This window comes from Maribacter vaceletii (assembly GCF_003634105.1).
Classification (GTDB): Bacteria; Bacteroidota; Bacteroidia; order Flavobacteriales; family Flavobacteriaceae; genus Maribacter_B; species Maribacter_B vaceletii.
This window is the reverse complement of sequence record NZ_RBIQ01000007.1, coordinates 388,284-404,472: the sequence shown is the minus strand read 5'-3', so window position 1 is coordinate 404,472 and position 16,189 is coordinate 388,284. Positions and strand designations below refer to the sequence as shown.

Below are 16,189 nucleotides of genomic sequence, written 5' to 3'. Positions count from 1 at the left end.
ATGCTATTAAATTTTTTCGATAAGAGTGTAATAGGCTGATATCTCTTCTCCTTTTTCATTAGTAAAGTAGCTCTCTAATTTACTGCTCCCAGAAGTAATTTTTCCTTCTAAAATAACAAAAGGTTTATTAGGGTCTACGGTAGCATTTATGGTGGTATCACCAATAGTTATTCTTGCTCCTTTAGCATTAATTGCTTTTCCTGGAGGAAGTGTATTGCTATACTTTCCACCATCTATTCCTGGAGTAGATGCGTTTATTGCTAAATTAGATTCTGGTGGATATCTATAAAGTTTAAATCTGTAATTTCCTGCTTCTTTTACATTAATACTGTAAAATCCTTTTGGAAAGTTTTTTGCTTCTCTTATTTGCTCTTGATTCCATGGAATAGGGTCTTTAGTATGTATATCATGAACTGTAATTAAAACAGGGTTAGCTGCTTTATCTCCAAGAGGAATCTCTGCATAACGTACATCTGGTAGTACGGTTTCCCACCATTGGTTGTAGAATTTTTTCATTTTTTCTACTCTTTCTGGGTGTTCTTCTGCAATATCATTTTTTTGTCCTGGATCTTTTAATGTATGATATAATTCTTTTCCGTTAATTAATCTCCAATCTCTAGACATTACACAACTGTTTCTGTTTTTTTCTGGCAATTGATTTCTTTGAGTGTCTACAACTAACATACGGTCTGTAGCTTTTGTTTTTCCTTGCAATACTCCAGCAATACTTGTGCCATCTAGTGGTTTTTTTTCTGAAAAAGGAATACCAGAAAGTTCTGTTAAAGTTGGTAGCATATCTACATGTGCTGCTAAATCTCCTATTTTTTGACCATGTAGTAAGTTTCCATTTGGCCAACTAATTAAAAATGGAACTCTGTGACCACCATCATAATGACTTGCTTTTGTTCCTTTTAATCCAGCATTATAGCCAGTGCTAGGTCCTTTTGATTTTCCTCTTTTTATTCCCGCAGCAGTTCCGTTATCTGTTGTAAAAACAAGAATGGTATTGTCATAAAGGCCTTCTTTTTTTAGATGCGCAACTAGTTTTCCAAAATTTTCATCAATATTAGTAATCATACCATAAAAACGTTTTTGAATATCAGATAATGGAGTGTCAGAATATATTTTTGCGTATTCCTCTGGAACATTAAATGGTCCATGAGCTGCATTTAATGCTAGGTACATAAAGAACGGTTTGTCTTTACTTGTTTTAATTTGATCTATTGCTTCATCAAAGAAAACATCTGTACAATATCCTTTTGTTTTTTCTGGAGAGCCATTACGGTAATATGTGTCTTCAAAATATGTGTTATTCCAATAATCTGGAGTTTGGTTAACCCCACCACCCATAAGGCTAAAGGTTTTACTAAACCCTCTATCTTCTGGTCTATATGGGTAGTTGTCGCCTAAGTGCCATTTGCCAAGCATTATAGTTTCGTAATCGTTTTTTTTATATACCTGAGCTATAGTTTCTTCGTCATCTAATAAAATAGAACACCCAGCAATAGTATGCCAAGCATTATTTCTATTTGCATTTCTTCCGGTCATTAAACCAGCTCTTGTTGGGGCACATGTGGTACCAACATGAAAATTGGTTAGCTCTAAAGACTCTTTAGAAAAAGAATCTAGATTAGGTGTTTTTATCCAGGGATTTCCGTGTGAACCTAAGTCTCCATAACCTTGGTCATCTGTAACAATAAATATAACATTGGGCTTTTTGTTTTCATTGCTAGGAATAATTTTTTTTGGTTTATTTGTACAACTAACAAATGTAAAAAGTAAGCAAATTGACACTTTAAAAAGGTACTTGTTTTTCATAATTTATAAACTAGAGGCTTTGTTGTTATTTTTCATTTTGTTGACATATTCACTTGGGATAACTCCAAATTGTTTTTTAAAGCATTTGGAAAAGTAAGATGCAGTATTAAAACCAGTCATGTACATTATTTCTTTTACTGATAAATCACTTTTTTCAAATAATTGCACTGCTCTTTTTAATCTTATGTTTCTTATAAATTCACTAGAAGACAATCCAGTAAGTTCTTTAAATTTTAAATATAAATTACTTCTACTTAGTCCCATTTCTTTGACAAGCATTTCTACATTGAAATCGCTATTCATCATGTGTTTTTCAACAATTTCTATAGCTTGGTTTAAGAATTTTTCATCTACAGATGTAACTGTTATTTCTTTAGGCTGAATTTTAATATTTCTATTAAATCTTTTTCTAAGTGTGTCTCTTCTAGAGATAGTATTGTCTAATTTAATTTTTAGCAATTCCAAATTAAATGGTTTTGTTAAATAGTCATCAGCTCCAGATTCTAGCCCTTTTAGTTTACTTTCATCCGAAGATTTTGCGGTAAGTAAGATTACTGGTATATGGCTAGTTTCCTCTTTCTCTTTTATTGCTTTACAGAAAGAAATACCGTCTAAAACAGGCATTACCACATCACTTAAAATAATATTTGGCATTAGTTTTATAGCATATTCTAAGCCTTGTTCTCCATTTTCTGCTTCATAAATAGTGAATTTGTCTGAAAGAGCTTGTGTAATAAAATGTCGTATATCTGCATTATCATCGACCACTAAAAGTATTGGCATTTTTGATCTAGAGTTGGACAGGTTTTTATCTAAAATTTCGTCATTAATACTAATGGCAAAAGATTCTGTTTCTGAAGACCTAGTAAGAAAATCACTATCAGAAATTTCTTTACAACTAATTTCTTCTATGTTTTCGTACGCCTTACGTTCTAGCGGCAGGTGTACAGTAAATTCTGTGCCAGAACTTGGCTCACTTGTAACATCTATTTCTCCTCTATGTAATTCTATAAGATTTTTTGTAAAAGATAAACCAATACCCATACCCTCGGCATTTAATTTTGTGTCCTCTTTATTACTATAGAATCTTTTAAAAACGTTGTTTAATTTTTCTTTAGAGATTCCTTTTCCATTGTCAATTACTTTAATTACAATACATTCACTAGAAGGTGCTTTTAATAACGTATTTTTTTCTTTATATATTTTAATCTCAATCTTCCCATTTTCAGGAGTAAACTTAAAAGCATTAGAGAGTAAATTATTGCAAATTTTTTCTAGCGCATCATGATCTACCCAAGATTGTATTTCTTCTGGGTTGGATGTAATATTAAAATCTATCATTTTTTTGTGCGCAAGAAATTGAAATGGTTCTGCTAGTTCCATGATAAAGGAAACAATATTAGTTTGCCTTACAACAAGGTGCATTTTGCCTTGGTTAATTTTTCTAAAGTCTAATAATTGCGTTACTAATTTTAATAAATAATTAGTGTTTTTATGCATTAAAGTGTACTGTTCTTGCACTGCTTTTTGAGGAACATTTTCTCCGTTTTTTTGGAGATATTCTAGAGGCCCTTTTATCAGAGTTAATGGGGTTCTAAATTCATGAGAAATATTAGTAAAAAACTCTAGTTTTACTTTTTGCATTTCTTCAGATTTTTCATTTTCTAGATGCTCTAATTCTAGCTTATGTTTTTCTGTGGTTTTTATAAAAGTATATCTCCAAAACAACCAAATTAAACCAAATCCTAAGGCAATATATAGCATATAAGCCCAATCTGTTCTCCAAAAAGGTGGAATTACTTTAATTTCAATTTCTGAGGGTGATGGGTCCCAAACACCATCATTATTAGATGCTTTTACAAGTAATGTATAGTTTCCAGGTTCTAAATTTGTATATGTAGCAAAACGTTTATTTGATGTTGTTTTAATCCAATCCTTGTCAAACCCTTTTAACATATATGCAAATTGGTTTTTATTTGGAGCTGCATAATGTAATGCTGCAAACTCAAAAGAAAAACTATTTTCTTTATATTTTAATTCTATGGTGTTGGTAGTATTAAGTGTATTTTCTAAAATGGTTCTACCATTATAGGCTTTGCCTATTTTTATCTTTTTATTTGATATTAAAAAATTGGTTAAAACAGTTTCTGCTGGGACTTCGTTTTTTTCAATGTTTTCAGGATAAAATGTATTGAAACCATTAACCCCGCCAAATAAAAATTCGCCACTTCTTCTTTTTAAGCAAGCCAATTCCTGAAATTCATAGTTTTGTAAACCATCTATTTCATCATAATTTGTAAAAATTTCTGTTTCTGGATTGAATTTAGATAAGCCTTTATTTGTTGAAATCCATAGGTTAGCATCATCATCCTCTAAAATACCTTTTATTACATTATTTGGAAGGCCATGTTTCGTATCAAAATTTATAAAGTGTTCTGGTTTTTCTTTTGTTGCTTTTACATACTTATTTAACCCGCCCCCAAATGTACCTATCCAGATATCTCCTTTACTGCTCTCTAAAATTGGAAGTATATAATTATGACTTATAGTTGTGCTGTCTTTTGGATTGTTTTTGTAAACTTTAAATTTTGGATTCTCTTTTGTAGCTTGTTTAGGGCTTAATTTGCATAGACCGTTACCAGTTGCAAACCATATAAAACCTTTACTGTCTTCATATATGTTTCTAATAATATCATTTGAGATACTTCTTTTATTTGTGGGGTTATTTGTGAACCTTTTAATTGTGTAGGTTTTAGAAATAGAATCATATTTTCTCCTAAAAACACCACCACTATAAGTGCCAACCCAAACGGTACCTAACTTGTCTTTTCTTATTGTAAAAACACTTTTTTTAATTTCTGGGATAGGAATTGCTTTTTTAATTTTTTCAGGGTTGGTTATATCTAATTTGTATATAGAGGGAGTTCCTTCTGCACCAATTAAAAGTATTTTTTTATTCCCTTCTTTAACTTCTTCAAGAGAGAATATTTTATCACTTACATTAATTTTTTTAAAGTCTATATAAGCCTCTTTGTTAGAATAAGGTGCCATATTTAAACCACCACCTTCAGTTCCTAGCCATAGATTTCCATTGCTGTCTTCTAAAATAGAACGTATTTTGTCATAGCTTAAACTATTTTTTGAAAGTGTTTTTCTTATATGTCGAAACTTTTTTCGTTCTAGATCAACTTTATTTATACCACCACCATTTGTTCCTACCCAAATAATTCCTGTTTTATCAATAAAAAGTGATTTTATAATGTTTTTACTTAAGCTGTTTGTTATTTGAGGATTATAGGTGAAATTGGTAATTAGTTCAGGAAAGTTAGAGCCATTGTTACTGGAATAATATTGCAATCCAGCATTACTACCTACCCATATATTGTTGTATTTGTCTATTTGTATGGATCTAAAAGAGCCATCCGAAATTTTATTACATTCTAAGGTATTACTTTTAATGCCATAACAATATAAACCAATGTTTGTACTAATAATTAAACGTCCAAATTTATCCTCTTTTATAGCACGGACTGAAGCAGATGGTATACCAATGGTTTCATTTTCTAACCTAAAATATAAATTATTGTTTTTGTCATGAGTAAGTTTATAAATGCCATTATTGCCACCTAACCATAGTGTTCCTTTTTTGTCTTCAAAAATGGAGGTAACAGAACTTCCATCCCAACCACTACTATTAGGTTCTTTTACAGGGTTAAATCTTGTAAAAACTGGATTTTCTAAAGGTTTATTAAGATCTAGCATATTAACCCCTTCATTCGTGCCAATCCATAATCTATTTTTTTTGTCTATAAGAACTTTAGAAATATAATTGCTATCTATGCTAAATGGGTCATCAATATTATGCTTAAAATGATAAAATTTTTCGTTTTTACTATTAAAAAAATTAAGCCCACCACCGGTTGTTCCAATCCATAAATTTCCATTTTTATCTCCAGTTAAACTATAAATTAAGTTAGAGCTTATAGAGCTTTCGGAGTTGTTTTCTGGAACATAATTTGTAAAATTATAACCATCATATTTATTTAACCCATCATGAGTGGCAAACCACATAAAGCCTTCAGAATCTTGGTATATATCATTTATGTCATTTTGAGATAATCCATCTTTAGTAGTAAAGTGTTCAAAATATATGTCATTTTGAGCATAAAGAATAGTGCCAAAAGAAAAAAACAGTAAAATATAAAGTAGTTCTTTCAAATTATTTTTAATTAGTATACAGGTTCATTAATCTAATTAATATATGATTTAATTTATTCTTATTTAAATTTATGGACTATTTTAAATTTAAATAGAGAGAACCTTTATACTGGTTTGATAATTAGTAATCGTTAATTATCAAATGTATTTAGAATAGTTTTTAAGGACTATATTAAATGGCTTAGAGTGTATAACAAATGATTATACTTTATCTTGCTCTTAAAACAAGTTTATTCCCATTTTGTCGTTATCGGAGAGTTTATTTTTTTTGAAAAATCACGAACATAATTTTCCCATTCTTGTTGCGAATTAAACTCTTTTCTTTCTTTCCAACCAAAACCAGAATAATAAGTTGCTTGGTTGTTTATTACTTTAATAGTAGCATAAGCGTTACTTAAATCTGTAATTGGAGTGTCATATTTTTCGAAGGATAAAATGTGATTTTCTGGAACTATAATAGCTGTTCCTATTTCAGAATTTCCATGCGGTTGCCAGTAGCTTGTCCACCCTTCTTTAGTGTTAGAATTAACTATGCCATCTTTTTCATGAAGAGTTAAACCTGCAGAAATTTCATTAGACCCTTTAATAGTGCTATTAAATTTTGAAAAGTAATTGCCGTAGTCTAAACTTATGATTCTAGATTCTTTAATAGTGTTTCCTGCGGCATCCCAATCTGCATATTCTACATAGAAACTTGTTCTAATTGGTCCTGTGGTTATGGTTCTCCATTTAGTGAAGTTTTTTGAGAAATAATAGGTAGTGTCTTTTTTTATAGCAATACCGCCAACGCCACGGCTAACACCAACATGAAAGTTGTCTAAACCTTCTCCGTTATCTTCATGATAACTACCATTAGTTTCTAATTCTTTATGGTACCATTTATTTATAATTGGGTAATCTACTTTTTTTAACCAAGCATCAACCCCACTAGAAAGAGTTCCGCCTGGAGTACCATTTTCTTTCATTTTTTGAGCAGTAGGCCCAAATATTCTAAAAGCAACTTTATTGTTTTCCCAAGTGTAATCATCTGTACGTTCAGGAACAAATCTAGAATAGCATATAGCTTCTGTTATTGGTATTTCTTTAAGTTGAATAACTTCAAATTCTTTTTCAGAATTTGGAGCAATTTCTGGTTGAAATAAAATTTCATCCATAATACCATCTCCTTCATTATCCACTAATTGGGTAGTAATAATTTTGCCAGTAACTACATCTTTAATACCAATACTATCTATAGTTTCTTTTTTGAGAAACTCTTTTGTTAACGAAACAGTTTCAAAAGACCTTTGCAAATTAAGCGAGTTTTTAACAATAAACACAGTATTTTCTTTTTTAGAATTACAAGAAAATAATAATGCTATTATAGCTATAAGTGTAAAGGTCTTTTGAATATTCATAATATTTATTTATAATAATTACTATTCATTACTAGGTTTGCCAATTGTTGCAAGTATACCACCATCTACATATACTACATGACCGTTAACAAAATTACTTGCTTGGGAACTTAAAAATATTGCTGCACCAGCTAAATCATCTGGTTTTCCCCATTTTTCTGCTGGTGTTCTGTTAACTATAAAATCATTAAAAGGGTGCCCGTCTACACGTATAGGCTCTGTTTGTGAGGTGGCAAAGTAGCCTGGCCCAATACCATTTACTTGTATATTATGTTTTGCCCATTCTGTTGCCATATTCTGAGTTAACATTTTTAGACCACCTTTTGCTGCTGCATATGCACCTACGGTACTTCTTCCAAGTTCACTCATCATGGAGCATATATTTATGATTTTGCCTTCTTTTCTAGCAATCATTCCTTTTACGACATGTTTGGAAACAATAAAAGGGCTAACTAAATCAACATCAATAACTTGTTTAAAATCTGCAACCTCCATATTTTCTAATGGGATTCGCTTAATAATTCCAGCATTATTTACTAGAATGTCTATAACACCAACTTCTTTTTCAATAGCTTGTATAGCATTAATCACAGCATTTTCATCTGTAACATTAAATTTATATCCAATAGCGTTAATACCTTCAGATTTATAATAAGCAACTGCATCATCAATTTTTTGTTGCGATGAATTCCCGTTAACAATTATAGTTGCTCCAGCTTTTCCAAGTCCTTTGGCCATTGCCATTCCTAAACCATGTGTGCTGCCTGTTACTAAAGCTGTTTTTCCTTCTAAATTAAATAATGAAATACTCATAGTTATCTTAATTCTGTAATTTTGGCTACATCCATATCTGTGTAATCTAAATTTTCCCCAGCCATACCCCATATAAAGGTATAGTTTGATGTTCCTGAACCACAGTGAATAGACCATGGTGGAGAAATTACAGCTTGATGATTTTGCATCCAAATATGTCTTGTTTCTTGTGGTTGTCCCATAAAATGGCAAACGGCTTGTTCTTCTGGAATGTCTAAATAAAAGTAAACTTCCATTCTACGGTCATGAACATGTGCTGGCATGGTGTTCCATACACTTCCAGTTTTAAGTTCTGTCATTCCCATTTGTAATTGACAAGAAGTTACAACGCCACCAATAATCATTTGGTTTACGGTTCTGTGGTTTGCTGTTTCTAAAGAACCTAATTCTAATTTATTTGCTTCTTCTAAACTAACTTTTTTAGTAGGGTAATTGGTATGCGCGGGAGCAGAGTTTAAATAAAATTTAGCAGGGTTTTTAGGGTCATCGCTTTTAAAAACAACATCTTTTATTCCCATTCCAATATATAATGCATCTTTAAGTCCTAGAGTGTAAACTTTGCCATCTACTACAACAGAGCCATTGCCACCAACATTAATAATACCTAATTCTCTTCGGTCTAAAAAGAAACCTGCTTTTAAAGGGTCTATTGCTTCTAGTTCTAATGGTTCTATAGGAACAGCAGAACCAGCAATATACCGATCATAATGTGAGTAAGTAAGGTTTATTTTGCCAATTTGCATTAGATTGTCTACTAAAAATTCTTCTCTTAGTTGTTCAGTGTCGTATTTTTTAACCGCTTCAGGACTTGAAGCATATCTAGTTTCGTAAATAGTATTCATAGGTGTGTTGTTGTATTAAATTACAAATTAGGCTACAAACGTAATAAAAAATAATGGTTTGATGCAATCGATTGTATTTTTAGTGTATTTAAGCTATATTTGAAAACAGTATTTTTGAGCAATGGAAAATAATACAATAACTATACATGATATAGCTAAAGCTTTAGCTATAAATAGCTCTACAGTTTCTAGAGCGTTAAATAATAGCGATAGGGTTTCTTTAAAAACTAAGAAGAAAATATTAGATAAAGCAAATGAGTTAGGTTATCAAAGAAATTTATTGGCATCGAATCTTAGAAGAAATAAAACAAACACTATAGGTGTTATTGTTCCAAGGATATCCAGATACTTCTTTTCTTCAGCTATTTCGGGGATAGAAAAAACGGCTTTTGATAAAGGGTATAATGTAATTATTTGCCAATCTTTAGAACAGTTAGAAAGGGAAGAAAACTTGATTAACACTTTAGCGGCAAATAGAGTAGACGGTATTATAATTTCTGTTTCCATGGAGACTCTAAATTATGACCATTTTGATGGACTTAAAAAAAACGGAACACCAATTGTAATTTTTGATAGACACTGTGATTTACCTGACCGTAATAATGTTTTGTTGGATGATTTTGTTGGAGCTTTTGAAGCGACAAACCATTTAATTGAACAGGGATGTAAAAATATAGTACATTTTTCGGGGCCTAAGAACTTAAATGTTTATAGAAATAGATTAAAAGGATATAAAGCAGCATTGGAAAAACATGAAATTCCTTTTAGAGAAAATTTGGTTCTTAATTCTCGTTTAATGCAAGAAGACGGAACCAAATTAGCAGAAAAAGTTTTGAGACTACCAGAAAGTATAGATGGAATTTTTTCTGCAAATGATGTAGCAGCTATAGGTGCTATGCAGTATTTAAAAAAGAAGGGAATACAAATTCCAAAAGATATTGCAATTGTTGGTTTTAGTAATGGGCCCACTTCGGCAGTTATGGATCCACCATTAAGTACAATTGATCAATCTGGAGGAGAAATGGGAGAGTTGTCTGCAAACTTATTATTTGAACATTTAAATGTTGAATCTGTTAAAAGAGAACCAAAAACAATAATAGTAAAGCCATCTTTATTAGTGAGAGAATCTTCTAAGAAAAGAGGCTAATAAGTATTTATAATAAGAGTGATATATGAAAATTAAAAACATCTGGACACTACATTTATTAGCTGTTGTTTTAACTTTAAGTGGTTGTTCAAAAATATCTTCGAAGAGAACTTTAAAACTAGCACATGGCTTAGATGTAGGGCACTCTGTGCATATTGCTATGGTTAAAATGGGAGAAGATTTAGAAAAATTATCTGGAGGTAAAATGGCCTTAGAGATTTATCCAAGTCAGCAATTAGGAACGGAAAGACAATGTTTAGAATTACTACAGATAGGTAGCTTAGATATGACCAAGGTTTCTGTTGGTGTGTTAGAAAATTTTGCGCCTAAAATGAAAGTATTAGGGCTTCCTTTTTTGTTTCGAGATAGAGAACATTCTTTTAAGGTTTTAGATGGTCCAATTGGTCAAAAATTATTAAACGATGGGGAACAATATTGGTTAAATGGATTGGGCTATTATGATGCTGGTAGTCGTAGTTTTTACACCAAAGATAAGCCTGTTAATACTCCAGAAGATCTTACAGGATTAAAAATAAGGGTAATGGAGAGTGTTACCGCTATGGATATGGTTAATAAATTAGGCGGTTCGCCAACTCCTATTTCTTGGGGAGAACTATATACCTCATTGCAGCAAGGAGTTGTTGATGGTGCAGAAAATAACCCTCCTAGTTTTTATTTGTCTAGGCATTATGAGGTTTGTAAATTTTATAGTTTAGATGAGCATACAGTTTTGCCAGATGTTCTTATAGCTGGGACTCATTTATGGAATAAATTAAATGAACAAGAAAGAGTTTGGTTAAAAGAAGCAGTTAATAATTCTGTTATTTACCAAAGAAAACTATGGATGGAGGCAGAAAAAGAAGCTCTAAAAGCAGTGCAAGAAGCTGGAGTAAAAATTATAAGACCAGATAAAACATTGTTTTTAGAAAAGACAAAAGACATCTTTGATCAATATAAAGAAGATGAAACTATGTATTCATTAATTAAAGATATACAAGCAGTAAAATAATATGGAACTAAGAGATAGAATAGATAAAATATTAGGAAAAACCTTAATACTAATAATGAGTATTATGGTTATAAACGTATTATGGCAAGTATTTAGCAGGTATTTTCTTGGAGAGCCTAGTTCTTTTACAGATGAATTAGCAAGGTATCTTATGATATGGGTTGGTGTTCTGGGGGCTGCATATGTATCGGGTAAAAATAAACATGTAGCTATAGATGTATTACCATCTAAATTATCTGAAAAAACACAAGAAAAATTAAAATTGATTGTAAAAATTTTAATTATCCTTTTTTGTCTTTTTGCTTTAGTAATAGGAGGGTCAAGATTAGTTTACATTACATATGTTTTGCAACAATACTCTCCTGCGTTACAAATGCCATTGGCAGCTGTTTATATGGTTTTACCAATAAGTGGCATATTAATTATCTATTATAAAATTTCTGATATCTTAAAAAATAAGTAATATGGAGTATTTTCCAATTCTCGTTTTAGTAATTAGTTTTGTTGGTTTATTGGCTATTGGTACGCCAGTAGCATGGAGTATAACTATATCATCCTTATTAACAATGCTAGTTAGTATTCCTGCAATACCTGCATTTACTACAGTAGCACAACGTATAGGTACTGGTTTAGATAGTTTTGCATTACTTGCAATACCATTTTTTGTTCTCTCTGGAGAATTAATGAATAAAGGTGGTATTGCGCATAGGTTAATTGCATTTGCTAAAACTATAGTTGGTGCGCTCCCAGGAGGTTTGGCTTTAATAAATGTTATTTCTGCAATGTTAATGGGTGCTATTGCAGGATCTGCAATGGCATCTGCATCTGCAATGGGAAGTATTTTAGGACCAGAAATGGAAAAAGAAGGATATTCCAAAGAATTTGGAGCAGCAGTAAATATTACTTCGGCTACTACCGGGTTAATTATTCCTCCTAGTAATGTATTAATTGTTTACTCTTTAGCAAGTGGAGGTGCATCTATAGCAGCTTTATTTTTAGCAGGTTATATTCCAGGAATACTTACAGGTTTGTTTTTAATGATAGTAGCTTCTTTTTGGGCAAAAAAGAAAAAATATAAAGTTGGTAAAAAGAGTAGTCTTAAAGAAGTGTTTAAAACTTTTATTACTGCTTTGCCAAGTTTGTTTATGCTAGTAGTTGTTATTGGAGGTATTGTAACTGGGATTTTTACAGCAACAGAAGCTTCTGCAATAGCGGTTTTATATAGTTTAATTCTTGGGTTTGTTTATAAAGAAATATCTTTTAAAAATTTACCTCAAATTTTATTAGATTCTTCTGCGACAACTGCTATAGTTATGTTGTTAATAGGAGCATCTATGAGTATGTCTTGGGCACTTTCTTATGAGAATATTCCACAGGATATTAGTACAGGTTTATTAGGGCTAAGTGATAATAAAATAATGATACTTCTTATCATAAATTTATTGCTATTAGTAGTAGGTATTTTTATGGATATGACGCCAGCAGTATTAATTTTTACACCAATATTTTTACCTGTAGTTACTAAGTTAGGTTTAGACCCTGTGCATTTTGGAATAATAATGATTCTTAACTTATGTATAGGTTTGTGTACGCCACCTGTTGGCTCGGTCTTATTTGTGGGTGTTGGTGTAGCGCAGACGACAATAGAAAAAGTAGTGAAACCTTTATTGCCACTTTTTGTGGCAATGATACTAGCATTGTTTTTGGTAACGTATTTTCCTCAGTTAAGTTTGTGGTTGCCAGGATTGTTTAATTTATAAGAAACCCTAATTAGTATCTGTAAAATGCTTTAGGTATTCTGAAGGTGTTTTATTTGTTATGTTTTTAAATTGTCGGTTAAAATTGGAGATGTTATTAAAGCCGGATTCGTAACAAATACTTGCAATATTTCCTCTTTGTTCTATAAGTTGGTTACATGCATAGCCTATGCGAACTTCATTTAAATATCTAGAAAAAGTTTTTCTATTGATACGTTTAAAATACCTACTAAATGCAGAAGGATTCATATTTGCAACATTGGCAACATCTTCTAAAGAAATGGGTTTATTAAAATTTTCAAATATATATACGTATGTATTGTCTAAAGTTACATTTTTTGTTTTGTTAAAGGTCTTAATGTAGCCCTCACTGGATAGTACTTCATAAGTATTGTGTAAAGCAAGATTATTTAAAATACTTAATAATTCTAATGTTCTTTCAAAGCTATTTAAAGAACTTATATTTTCAATTTTTTCGGGTATAGAAGAGTTTACATTTATAAATTTAATTCCAAATTTTGCTTTTTCTAAAAGTTTTCCAATGGGTTTCATTTCTTTGGTTTCAAAAAAATCTTTTCCCAAAAATTCTTCTCTAAAATGGATGACAATATCTTCGGCCATCAAACCAGAATTTGGTTCAAAATAATAATCGTCATTAACCCACATATGTGGAAGGTTCTTTCCAATTAAAACAAGGTCCCCTTCTTCAAATTTCTTAATACTATCTCCAACAAACCTTGTTCCAGTACTTTTTAATGTTAAAACCAATTCTAGCTCTGGATGGTAATGCCAAACTTTTAAAAAAGAAGGCTCATTATGTCTAGTAACTGTAAAAGAGGTGTTCTCAAGGTTGTCTCTACTTATAAGGTGTAATTTCATAGTATTTACTTAGGTGGCGCAGGCTAATCTTAACAATATAAAACAAAATTAGGGCTTAATTACTATTTAAGGCAAAAATAGTATCAGTATTGGTCGTATTTGTGGTAGCTATTCTTTATTTCACAATTTACATTTGCATATATTATCAAATATTAAGTAAAAGCACCTAATAAATATGAAATACATAGTTTGTGAAACTCCAGGGACTTTTTTGTTAAAAGAAAAAGAAGCTCCTGCTAAGAAAAAAGGAGAAGCATTATTAAAAGTAACTAAGGTTGGGATCTGTGGTACAGACTTACATGCATATGCGGGTAATCAAGCTTTTTTTAGCTATCCAAGAATATTAGGTCATGAACTAGCAACACAGGTTGTAGAGATTGAAGAAAATGAACAAGGTATAAAAGCAGGAGATAATGTAGTTGTTATGCCTTATGTAAGTTGTAACAAGTGTATTGCTTGTAGAAATGGAAAAACAAATTGTTGTACAAATATTAAAGTATTAGGAGTACATACAGATGGTGGAATGCAAGAAACTATCTCAGTTCCAATAGATTTATTAATACCAGCAAATAACCTCAGTGATGATCAAATGGCTATTGTAGAACCTTTGGCAATTGGTGCACATGCTATAAGAAGGTCTATGTTGCAAGAAGGGGAAACAGTTGTAGTTGTTGGTTGCGGACCAATAGGTATTGGTATCATGAAATTAGCTCAAATAAAAGGAGCAAAAGTAATAGCAATAGATATGAACCAGGGACGTTTGGATTATGCCAAAGAAAAAATTGGTGTAGATCAGATTGTACTTGGGGGTAAAGATGCTGTTGAAAAAATAACAGAAATTACTGGCGGAGATATGGCGACTGTAGTTTATGATGCTACAGGTCATAAAGGAGCATTAGAATCTGGACCAAATTATATGTCGCATGGAGGAAGGTATGTTTTAGTTGGTTTGTCTAAAGGAGAGCTAACATTTGCGCACCCTGCAATACATGCAAAAGAAACAACAATAATGTGTAGTAGAAATGCAACATTAGAAGATTTTGAACATGTAATAAGTGTTTTAAATCAGTTTCCTACAGAATCATTTATTACGCATAATGTAGATGCTTCTGAAATGATACAAAATTTTGATAGCTGGTTAGATCCGGCTACTGGGGTAATTAAAGCCACAGTAAATTTTAATTAAAACGAACTCGATTATTAAAACTAAATATTTTTTAAAACTTTAATCAATTTAAATCAGATGAAAAAAGTAGTAACCTTTGGAGAGATAATGCTAAGATTAGCGCCTCAAGGATTTTTAAGATTTTCACAAGCAAATAACTTTGATGTTATATATGGTGGTGGAGAATCTAATGTAGCAGTTTCATTAGCTAATTATGGTGTTCCTGTAGATTTTGTAACACGTTTACCAAAGAATGATATTGGTGAATGTGCATTAATGGAAATGCGTAAGCGTGGTGTTGGTGTAGATAAAATTATATATGGTGGAGACCGTTTAGGTATCTACTTTTTAGAAACAGGAGCAGTTAGTAGAGGTAGTAAGGTGGTTTATGATAGAGCGCATTCTGCTATTTCTGAAATTGAATCTGGAATGATTGATTGGGATGCTGTTTTTGATGGTGTAGAATGGTTTCATTGGACAGGAATTACTCCTGCAATTTCACAAGGAGCTGCAGATGTATGTTTAGAAGCTGTAAAAGCTGCAAGTGCAAAAGGAATTACAATTTCTACAGATTTAAACTATAGAGCTAAATTGTGGAAATACTGTGATGATGCACATAGAGAAAAAGTTATGACAGAGATAACTTCTTACTGTGATATCGTTTTAGGAAATGAAGAAGATGCAGAAATGCATTTTGGTATTAAGCCAGAAGGTATTAGTGTACAAACAGAAGGGCATAATGTAAAAGCAGAAGCTTTCTTATCTGTTTGTGAGCAAATGATGAAAAAATTCCCGAAAGCTAAAAAAGTAATTACAACGTTACGTGGTTCTATTTCGGCTTCTCATAACACATGGGCTGGTGTTTTATATGATGGTAAAACATTATTTCAAACACGTCAATACCAAATTACAGATATCGTAGATAGAGTAGGTGGAGGAGATTCTTTCATGGGAGGATTAATTTACGGATTATTAAAATACCCAGAAGATGACCAAAATGCACTTGATTTTGCAGTTGCAGCATCTTGTTTAAAACATACTATTAAAGGGGACGCTAACTTAGCTACAGTTTCAGAAGTTGAAAAACTAATGGGTGGTGATGCTTCTGGTCGTGTTGCTAGATAAGTTTTAAATTATACTATTA

The 16,189-nt window shown here is 31.5% G+C and carries 12 protein-coding genes; 6 read left to right on the top strand and 6 right to left on the bottom strand.

Annotated features, from left to right (window positions below):
• Positions 1 to 6 precede the first annotated feature (6 nt).
• The 5 genes from CLV91_RS01870 to kduI form a co-directional block, all read right to left on the bottom strand.
• A complete protein-coding gene (locus CLV91_RS01870; protein WP_121063406.1) occupies positions 7 to 1,818 on the bottom strand; it encodes an arylsulfatase in 1,812 nt (603 codons plus the stop codon).
• A 3-nt stretch (positions 1,819 to 1,821) separates the two neighbouring features.
• Entirely contained in the window at positions 1,822 to 6,036 is a 4,215-nt protein-coding gene (locus CLV91_RS01865; protein WP_245987119.1) for a hybrid sensor histidine kinase/response regulator transcription factor, read from the bottom strand.
• Between the two features lie 230 nt (positions 6,037 to 6,266).
• Positions 6,267 to 7,433, bottom strand: a complete 1,167-nt coding sequence (locus CLV91_RS01860) for a DUF4861 family protein (protein WP_121063402.1) — start codon at positions 7,431 to 7,433, stop codon at positions 6,267 to 6,269.
• 21 nt (positions 7,434 to 7,454) lie between these two features.
• Positions 7,455 to 8,246 (bottom strand): gluconate 5-dehydrogenase, encoded by a 792-nt coding sequence (locus CLV91_RS01855; RefSeq protein ID WP_121063400.1) that lies wholly within the window; start codon positions 8,244 to 8,246, stop codon positions 7,455 to 7,457.
• A gap of 2 nt (positions 8,247 to 8,248) precedes the next feature.
• Positions 8,249 to 9,088, bottom strand: coding sequence for a 5-dehydro-4-deoxy-D-glucuronate isomerase (kduI, locus tag CLV91_RS01850; protein ID WP_121063398.1), 840 nt, complete (start codon positions 9,086 to 9,088; stop codon positions 8,249 to 8,251).
• Between the two features lie 121 nt (positions 9,089 to 9,209).
• On the opposite strand from kduI, the gene CLV91_RS01845 reads away from it, so the two are divergent.
• The 4 genes from CLV91_RS01845 to CLV91_RS01830 are packed head-to-tail and all read left to right on the top strand — an operon-like array spanning position 9,210 to position 13,004.
• Entirely contained in the window at positions 9,210 to 10,235 is a 1,026-nt protein-coding gene (locus tag CLV91_RS01845) for a LacI family DNA-binding transcriptional regulator (RefSeq protein WP_121063396.1), read from the top strand.
• A 25-nt stretch (positions 10,236 to 10,260) separates the two neighbouring features.
• On the top strand, positions 10,261 to 11,244 hold the full coding sequence (locus CLV91_RS01840) for a TRAP transporter substrate-binding protein (protein ID WP_121063394.1): 984 nt from the start codon (positions 10,261 to 10,263) through the stop codon (positions 11,242 to 11,244).
• 1 nt (position 11,245) lies between these two features.
• Positions 11,246 to 11,707, top strand: coding sequence for a TRAP transporter small permease (locus tag CLV91_RS01835; protein WP_121063392.1), 462 nt, complete (start codon positions 11,246 to 11,248; stop codon positions 11,705 to 11,707).
• Position 11,708: 1 nt separating this feature from the next.
• Positions 11,709 to 13,004, top strand: a complete 1,296-nt coding sequence (locus CLV91_RS01830; protein WP_121063390.1) for a TRAP transporter large permease — start codon at positions 11,709 to 11,711, stop codon at positions 13,002 to 13,004.
• Between the two features lie 6 nt (positions 13,005 to 13,010).
• On the opposite strand, the gene CLV91_RS01825 is transcribed toward CLV91_RS01830, so the two are convergent.
• The gene (locus CLV91_RS01825; protein ID WP_121063388.1) at positions 13,011 to 13,880 is read right to left on the bottom strand and encodes an AraC family transcriptional regulator; all 870 of its coding nucleotides are present in this window, start codon (positions 13,878 to 13,880) and stop codon (positions 13,011 to 13,013) included.
• 175 nt (positions 13,881 to 14,055) lie between these two features.
• Here CLV91_RS01825 and CLV91_RS01820 point away from each other — a divergent pair, with 175 nt between their 5' ends.
• Both CLV91_RS01820 and CLV91_RS01815 read left to right on the top strand, forming a co-directional pair.
• Positions 14,056 to 15,066, top strand: a complete 1,011-nt coding sequence (locus CLV91_RS01820) for a zinc-binding alcohol dehydrogenase family protein (protein ID WP_121063386.1) — start codon at positions 14,056 to 14,058, stop codon at positions 15,064 to 15,066.
• A gap of 57 nt (positions 15,067 to 15,123) precedes the next feature.
• On the top strand, positions 15,124 to 16,170 hold the full coding sequence (locus tag CLV91_RS01815) for a sugar kinase (protein WP_121063384.1): 1,047 nt from the start codon (positions 15,124 to 15,126) through the stop codon (positions 16,168 to 16,170).
• The last annotated feature ends 19 nt before the right edge of the window (positions 16,171 to 16,189 follow it).